Raw genomic sequence first — 8577 nt, 5'->3', positions numbered from 1 at the left:
AATCAATACCTATTTGTTTCTGGACTGGTTTAAGTTTTAAATCCCTGGTATCATTGACTCTCAAAGACACAGACCATCTACTAGAGGGGTCAAGTTTCACTGTTATTGTTGTTGGCACACAGTTTTGTGGTAGTTGTCTACTCCATCTAATAGGTAACGGTTCAGAGCATTTAGCTAGATAGACTTGACCATCTTTCCACTTAAATGCCGACTTCGTAAACTCAGCACTGCCACCATTACGCTTTTTCTTAAAGCTGGGATATTTAGTCCGTCCACTAAAAAAGTTAGTGAAAGCAGTTTGTAGATGTCTCAACCCTTGCTGCAATGGTACACTGCTTACTCTGTCAAGAAAATCTAAATCTTCCTGCTTTTTCCAGTTTGTAAGCATAGCTGAAGTTTGTTTGTAGCTCACTCGTTGCTTTTGTTCATGCCAGGCTTGAGTTCTCACTGCTAAAGCTTTGTTGTAGATGAGGCGTACACATCCCAAGGTTCTCCTCAACAGATTTTCCTGTTCCGGAGTTGGGTAAAACCTAAATTTGTACGCTTTTTCAACCATCTATGATTATTTGCTAATTAACTTTATCACATTTTAACACATTGTGTATGAAATATCAACATTGATTGCGATTCATCCCGACGCTCCCTTGGAGGAGAGCGCGGGTCTTCTCGCAACATCTTGATAAAACAAATAACGGTTTTTTTGCCATATCCCATTGACCATCAAGGCCGACAATAAATTAAAAGTTTGACAAATTATGACCCCACCCACCCAGGGCTGTTTCATTCTCGATAGACACGGAGACGCGGAGACGCGGGGACGCGGAGACACCTCGATAGACACGGAGACGCGGGGACGCGGAGACATGGGGATGGAGGCTTTTAATTTATGATTAAAAGTGGACTTTTCACTTCAGTGAAGTAGAACTGCCCATAACTGTCTCCCCATCAGGCTTTGAGAGAAACGCAAAAATTTAGAATGAAACAGCCCTGCCACCCACCAGAGAGATAAAATATTATTTGAAGTTATAAATATGGCCTAAGAGCAAATATCTTGCTCTACTGTGCCTAAAGGAAATTACTAAAGAATGCGTATCTCTCTGAACTGGTTGCGGGAACTGGTAGACATCAAAATTTCTCCAGAAGATTTAGCCGAAACTCTGACAATGGCAGGTTTTGAGGTAGAAGAAATAGAAGATCGAAGCACCTGGGCAGCCGGGGTAGTTGTAGGAAAAATACTAGAAGCTAATAAGCATCCTAATGCTGATAAACTTAGGGTTTGCCAAGTAGATATTGGTAAAGCAGAGCCATTAAATATTGTCTGTGGAGCGCCGAATGCCAAAGCCGATATTTATGTGCCAGTAGCAACTATTGGTACTTATTTGTCGAAAATTGACTTAAAAATTAAAAAGAGTAAACTACGAGGTGTCCCCTCGGAAGGGATGATTTGCTCCTTGGCAGAATTGGGCTTAACAAAAGATTCTGAAGGAATTCATATATTTGAATTGGAAAATCCACAGTTAGGCAGTGATGTTCGGCCTTTACTTGGTCTAGACGACGTTATTTTAGACTTGACAACAACGGCAAATCGTGCTGATGCTCTCAGTATGATTGGCGTTGCTCGGGAAGTGGCTGCCTTGACAGGAGCGTCTCTGAGAATACCAGAAGCTTCTGGCACTTTGATTACAGAGCAAGAAAGCTCCAGTAGTCTGAAAATAGATATCTCAGAGTCGGCAGCTTGCCCGGTTTATATTGGTACTCTCATTGAAGGAGTAAAAATTGCTTCTTCACCAGGATGGTTAAAACAACGATTGGATGCTGCAGGTATCCGGTCTATCAATAATGTAGTAGATGTTACTAACTATATTTTGTTAGAGTGGGGTCAGCCACTTCATGGTTTTGACCTAGATAGGTTAATAAGTCTGACAGGTAATGAGCAGTTGACAATAGGAGTTCGTTATGCAAAGCCTGACGAATCTCTGATTACCCTAGATAGTCAAAAGCGAACCCTAGAAGCTGAAACATTATTGATTACGGCCAATGACAAACCAGTTGCTTTAGCTGGGGTAATGGGTGGTGAAGAAACGGAAGTTGATGACAATACTACAAACCTATTATTGGAAGCAGCAATTTTTGCTCCGATCGCTATCCGTCGTTCAGCTCGGACTCAAAGTCTACGTACAGAAGCATCAACTAGATATGAACGTGGGGTTAATCAAGCTGAATTAGCATTGGCCTGCCGTCGTGCTATTATGTTGATTACTGAACTAGCTGGTGGAAATGCTACTACTCAAGAAACTTTTAGCACGGCAGGAGAACACCTGACAGTACGCGAACTATCCCTCCGTCTCAACCGAATTAATGAAATTTTAGGACCACTGAAGCGCGGAGAAGGTACTTTGTATGAATCTTTTCTCCAACCAGAAGAAGTTGAAGGTATTCTCACATCTTTAGGATGTGGTTTAATTAGATCGGAAACTACAGAGGAAGTAGTTTGGAATGTGACAGTACCTCCGTATCGTTATCGAGATCTAGAACGGGAAATAGATCTTATAGAAGAAGTTGCCCGTTTGTATGGATATGATAACTTTTGCGAAACTCTACCCAGCAAAAGTGCTGCTGGTTATTTACCACCGGAACAGTCTGCGGTGCTGAGTCTCAGGGCAGCTTTCCGTGGAGCAGGGTTGACTGAATTGATGCACTATTCTTTGGTTAAGCAAGGTGAGGAAAATCAAATAGCGATCGCTAACCCTTTATTTGTAGAATATTCTGCTCTGCGTACAGAGTTACTAACTGGACTTATTGATGCTTTTCAATATAATCTCGAACAAGGAAATGGAGCATTAAATGGGTTTGAAATAGGTCGTATTTTCTGGAAACAGGGAGAAAATTTTGAGGAAGCAGATGCGATCGCCGGAATTATTAGCAATGCTCCCAAAAGTTGGACTCTAGGTGGTCAGGAACAGTCTTTAAGTTGGTTTGAAGCTAAAGGTATTTTGACACAAGTGTTTGAACGACTCTATTTAGCAGTTGAGTATAAACAAAGCTCAGAAAATCCTTTGTTGCATCCAGGGAGAACAGCGTCATTATGGTTGGAAGGTAAATATCTTGGTGTATTCGGGCAATTGCATCCTCAACTACGACAGGAACGAGAGTTACCAGATGAGGTTTATGTTTTTCAGCTAAGTTTAGAGTTACTTTTGTCAGTGATGACTCAAGCAGATATGTTGAGGCGCAAGTTTAGCAGTTATTCTACGTTCCCATCTGCTGACCGAGATATTGCTTTCTTTGTGTCAGTTGATGTGTCTGTGAATGAGATTAAACAGGTAATTTCTGAGTCTGCTGGAAAGTTATTAGAGTCAATAGAATTATTTGACGAATATCGGGGTGAAAATGTACCGGAAGATCAAAGGAGTTTAGCGTTTCGGTTAATCTATCGGATGAGCGATCGTACTCTTACTGATGCAGATATTGACCCAATTCAGCAAAAGGTTCGAGATGCTTTGGTTGATAAATTTCAAGTAAATCTCAGAAGTTAATATTTATCAGGAAAGGCAGAGGGCAGAAGGCAGAAGGCAAAAGGTAATTCTGGCTCCTGACCTCTCTCTACCCGTAACCAAAGGGAGCAAGGGTACAAAAATCCACTGTCTGCACGGTGTCTAAAATTTGATGGAGTTTGATACCAATTTGATAAATGTTTGTTACAAATGGTAGAAGTAAGAAAGAAGGAAGAGGAAAGAGGGAATAGGGATAAATTTATCAGAATCTTAACCAAATTATCAACTGTTCTCTGTAGCTATTTTTTTATTAATAGATTAATATTAAGATAGTTAAGATAATATTTATTGTTCCGACTTATGGATAATTACAGATTTTAATTATCCCAATTTAACAACTTGAATGCCATCAAGTTAATAACAACTTAATAAATGTTAAGAATTCCCAAAAATAAAGTTAAAAAAAAAATGAACTTTTTCCATAAAAATAAAAAATTACCAAAAAATTCTGCCTTGATAAGCAAACTCGGGTTAATATTACTAATTATCTTAGGTTATTTAGGCAATTATTTTAAATTACCTTTATTCTTTGGGGTAGATTTTCTCTTCGGTAGTATTGCAGTTTTTATAATAGTCGAACTCTATGGAGCTGTATGGGGAACAATAGCAGGCTTAATTGTCGGTAGCCACACATACTTCCTCTGGCACCATCCCTATGCGATCGCTGTTTTTACCCTAGAAGCTATGTTTGTGGGAATAATGTTAAAGCGTCGCTATCTGCAAAATATAGTCTTGCTAGATGGAATATATTGGCTTTTGATTGGGATGCCTCTAGCAGTATTATTTTACGGATTAGTGTTGAAAGTAGGTACAACACAAACTGTATTAATTATGATGAAGCAATCAATTAATGGCTTTTTAAACGCCTTAATTGCTAACTTAATTGTCAGTTATTTACCCATGCGTCAACTTTTAAAAATATCTAAATATTACAAAAAAATATCTTTTCAACAAACTATTTTTAACTTATTAGTCGCATTTATTTTATTACCTGCTTTAATCCTCACAATATTTAATGGACAACATATACTGACAATAGTAGAAAAAGACATTCAAAAAGAACTGAATGCAGCAACAATTCCTCTGGTAAATAATTTACAGTTTTGGTATGAAAAACACTTGTATGCTGTTGAAGAGTTAGCAAAAATAGCAGCTCAAGTACCCGATAATGAAATATCTACTCTCCAACAAAGTACATCAGTAATGAAAAAAGCATTTAGCTCTTTTTTAAAAGTATATGTTACCGATCCTAAGGGTAATATAATTGCTGCTGAACCTGCATTGAATGAATTTGGAGAATCATTACTCAACTTGAACATATCTTATAAGTACACTTGGAGCAAACTAGCCAAAGAATTGCAAACACAAGTTACAGATATTCATAGAGATAAAGCATCTAATGTACCTCATATAGGTATCATAGCACCAATAGTTAAAGATAATAGTTTCCAGGGAATAGCTTATGCTTCTATAGGCATAGCTGAATTAGGTCAACTCCAGCAACTAAATACTCAAATAAAAGAAATAAAAACAACACTGGTTGATCGCGAAAAATACATCATTACTGAGGGTAGCTCAGAGGTAACTACGGAGAAAAAATTTGACTTACTGGACACAGGAAATGTGGAATACTATGGAGATATCTTTAAGTGGCAACCAACAACACTAGGAATGCCAAAGATAAAACGATGGAAAGAATCTTTCTATGGAAAAAAGATACAAATTAGTGCCGATATTCCTTGGACTCTATATGTCACCTTACCCACAGCACCCTACATAGACTTCCTAGAAACAAGTTATATTAAAAATCTGGTGACAATGCAAATAATCGCAGTGGTAGGATTAATCATATCAGTGCTGGTCAGTAAAAGATTAGTAACGCCCTTGTTAAAACTAACACAAGTTACTACAGACTTACCTCAAAAACTGCTATATCAAGAAATTCCTATAGGTTTACCAAGGAAAAGTAGGATCGAAGAAATTAATACCCTCACTACGAACTTTCAGTTAATGTTATTAGCTTTACATGAGAAATTTATTGAAATTAAGCACACAAACGAATCTCTAGAAAACCGAGTCAAGGAAAGAACTCAAGAACTAAACAAAAAAAATCAAGACCTCAGTGCAGAAATTCTTCAACGTCGCCGGATAGAATCTATTTTGAGCGATCGTGAAGAACGCTATGCACTTGCTATATCTGGTACAAATGATGGTCTTTGGGATTGGGATATACAAACAAATCAGGTTTACTATTCACCTACCTGGATGAGAATTATTGGTTACGAAGACGATCCACTTCCCCACACTTTATCTACTTGGTCAGATAATATACATCCAGACGATCTAGAAGCAACCGTTAGAGATGTAGAAGCACATTTAGCAGGAGAAACAGAACGTTTTCAGCATAACCATCGCATCAAACATCGGGATGGGCATTATGTCTGGATATTTATCAAAGGACAACGTATTTGTGACGAATCAGGTCAACCCTATCGCGCTGTTGGCACAATAACAGATATTACAGAGAAGAAACAAGCAGAAGACCGAACCAGAGCTGCTAAAGAAGAAGCAGAAGTTGCTAACCGAGCCAAAAGTGAATTTCTCGCTACAATGAGTCATGAGATCCGGACTCCAATGAATGCAGTCATTGGGATGACAGGTTTACTGTTAGACACAGAGCTAAAACCATACCAGCAAGATTTTGTCGAAGTTATCCGCAACAGTGGAGATGCTTTGTTGATCTTAATTAATGATATTCTTGATTTCTCTAAAATTGAATCTGGTAAACTAGATTTAGAGGAACAACCTTTTAATATCAGAAGCTGTATAGAGGAATGTCTAGATTTATTGGCTCCAAAAGCAGCCGAAAAAAATTTAGAGCTAGCTTATCTAATACAACCACAAACTCCTGAACTTATAGTAGGAGATGTAACTAGATTACGTCAAGTATTAGTTAATCTCCTCAGCAATGGAGTCAAATTTACAGAAATTGGGGAAGTGGTAGTATCAGTAACAGCTTCACTTCAAAATCAAGATTTAGACTCTGGGCAAAAAAGGAATTCTCCTATTTCCCATCAAACACAACATCTAGAATCAAATGTTTCCTGCTCTGCTGTCTACGAAATACAATTTGCGGTTAAAGATACTGGTATTGGTATTCCTCAAGATCGTATGGATCGTCTGTTCAAACCTTTCAGTCAAGTTGACGCTTCTACAACCCGTATCCATGGTGGCACAGGATTGGGGTTAGTTATTAGCAAGCGGTTAAGTGAAATTATGGGAGGAAAGATGTGGGTAGAAAGTGAAGCAGGAGTTGGTTCGACTTTCTTTTTCACTGTAGTAGCTACTGCTGTTACTGATAATTCATATCTTAGTAATAAATCAGAAATTGAAACAATATTAAAAAATAAACATTTGTTAGTTGTAGATGACAATGCTATTAACAGGCAAGTGCTAACACTTCAAGCAGAATCTTTATCTATGATGTCTCAAGCTTTGAGTGGTGGGCAAGAGGCGATAAATTTATTACAGTCAGGACAGACATTTGATTTTGCTATTCTAGATGTACATATGCCAGAAATGGATGGCTTTACTCTAGCTAAGAAAGTTCGCCAGTTACCAAATTGTCAAGAATTGCCTTTAGTTTTTCTCAGCTCTCTAAGTGAACTAGAATATTCTAGTCAGAACCTTAATATCAATGTTGCTGCTTATCTCAACAAGCCAATTAAACAATCCCAACTAGAAAAAGTTTTAGTAGGTATCCTGAAAGGGGGTACGGTTAATAATACACAAAAATCTAAAATTCAATCAAATATCAAGTTAGCAGAAAAATTACCTCTGAAAATTCTATTAGCAGAAGATAATGTCGTTAACCAAAAAGTAGCAATTAATATTCTCAAAAATTTAGGATATCGAGTTGATGTGGCAGCTAATGGGTTAGAGGTATTAGTAGCTTTACGTCGTCAATCTTATAATGTGGTACTGATGGATGTACAAATGCCAGAAATGGATGGTTTGACTGCTACACGCCAAATTTGTACTGAATGGGAAAAAGAAAAACGCCCCCGTATTATTGCTATGACGGCCAATGCAATGCAGGGCGACCGGGAAAATTGTCTAGCTGCTGGTATGGATGACTATATTAGTAAACCAGTTCGCTTAGAAGCATTGACTACAGCTTTAAGTAAATGCAATTTCCCAGAAACAAAAACTGAACAAGATGTTTTACCTCAACCAGAGTTAGAAGGAGTTGTCGATCTGTCAGTGTTGCAAGAGTTGAAGGAAATGGCTGGAGGTGAATCAGAGCTTTTAGTAGAAGTAATTGATTGCTATCTGGAAGATTCGCCTAAACTGTTAGATGAAATGAGTCAAGCAATTAAACAACAAGAGGCAAAATTACTACAAAGATCTGCTCATAGCATGAAATCTAGTAGTGCTTCTGTGGGGGCCAACAATTTGTCTGAGCTTTGCAAAGAGTTAGAATATATTGGGCGTGGAGGTATCACAGAAGGAGCGGATAAGATTTTATCTCAGGCACAGGCAGAATATAGGCTGGTCGAGACTGCCTTGCGGTCTGAACTTCAGGCTTATATTTGAAGGAAGAAGGAAGAAGGAAGAAGGAAGAAGAAAGAAGGAAGAGCTATTGGTAGTAGACTGACACAGCTAAAACTGTGCATTAGCTTTTACAGCGCTTTTCAAATTGATGAACCACATCGTTATAACCAAAACCATGTAGGGACGTTGCATGCAACGTCCCTACTGTGGTCTATTGAAATGAAAACCGCTGTAATATCATGTCCGGTTGAACAGTTATAAATAAACTACTCAGAATTCAGCAATTCTGCAATTCTGCAATTCTGCAATTCAGGAGCGAAGAAAGACGAAAGGAAGGAGAAATTGACATCTCCAGGGGTTGAAACACCCTGGATTCCGTGGTTAATACACCGCAAATGGGATGAATCCACATTTGCTTAAAGCCTGTCAACAGACTTCTAAACTCCTCGACATAGACCGAAATCTAGCT

At 38.3% G+C, this 8577-nt stretch carries 3 protein-coding genes; 2 read left to right on the top strand and 1 reads right to left on the bottom strand.

What is annotated here, in order from left to right:
* Window positions 1-556 (bottom strand): transposase (locus F6K54_RS34625; RefSeq protein ID WP_293088173.1); only part of this gene is annotated, 556 nt, incomplete at its 3' end.
* Window positions 557-1085: 529 nt separating this feature from the next.
* Between F6K54_RS34625 and pheT the strand changes: the two genes are divergently transcribed.
* Together pheT and F6K54_RS34615 are read left to right on the top strand one after the other, a co-directional pair.
* Window positions 1086-3536, top strand: coding sequence for a phenylalanine--tRNA ligase subunit beta (gene pheT / locus F6K54_RS34620; protein WP_293088171.1), 2451 nt, complete (start codon window positions 1086-1088; stop codon window positions 3534-3536).
* Between the two features lie 471 nt (window positions 3537-4007).
* Window positions 4008-8150: a response regulator gene (locus tag F6K54_RS34615; RefSeq protein WP_293088169.1), complete on the top strand. Its 4143-nt coding sequence runs from the start codon at window positions 4008-4010 to the stop codon at window positions 8148-8150.
* The last annotated feature ends 427 nt before the right edge of the window (window positions 8151-8577 follow it).

Origin of the sequence: Okeania sp. SIO3B5, assembly GCF_010692555.1 — a bacterium.
GTDB lineage: Bacteria > Cyanobacteriota > Cyanobacteriia > Cyanobacteriales > Microcoleaceae > Okeania.
The sequence above is the reverse complement of the archived record's forward strand: the minus strand, read 5'-3'. Positions and strand labels throughout refer to the sequence as shown.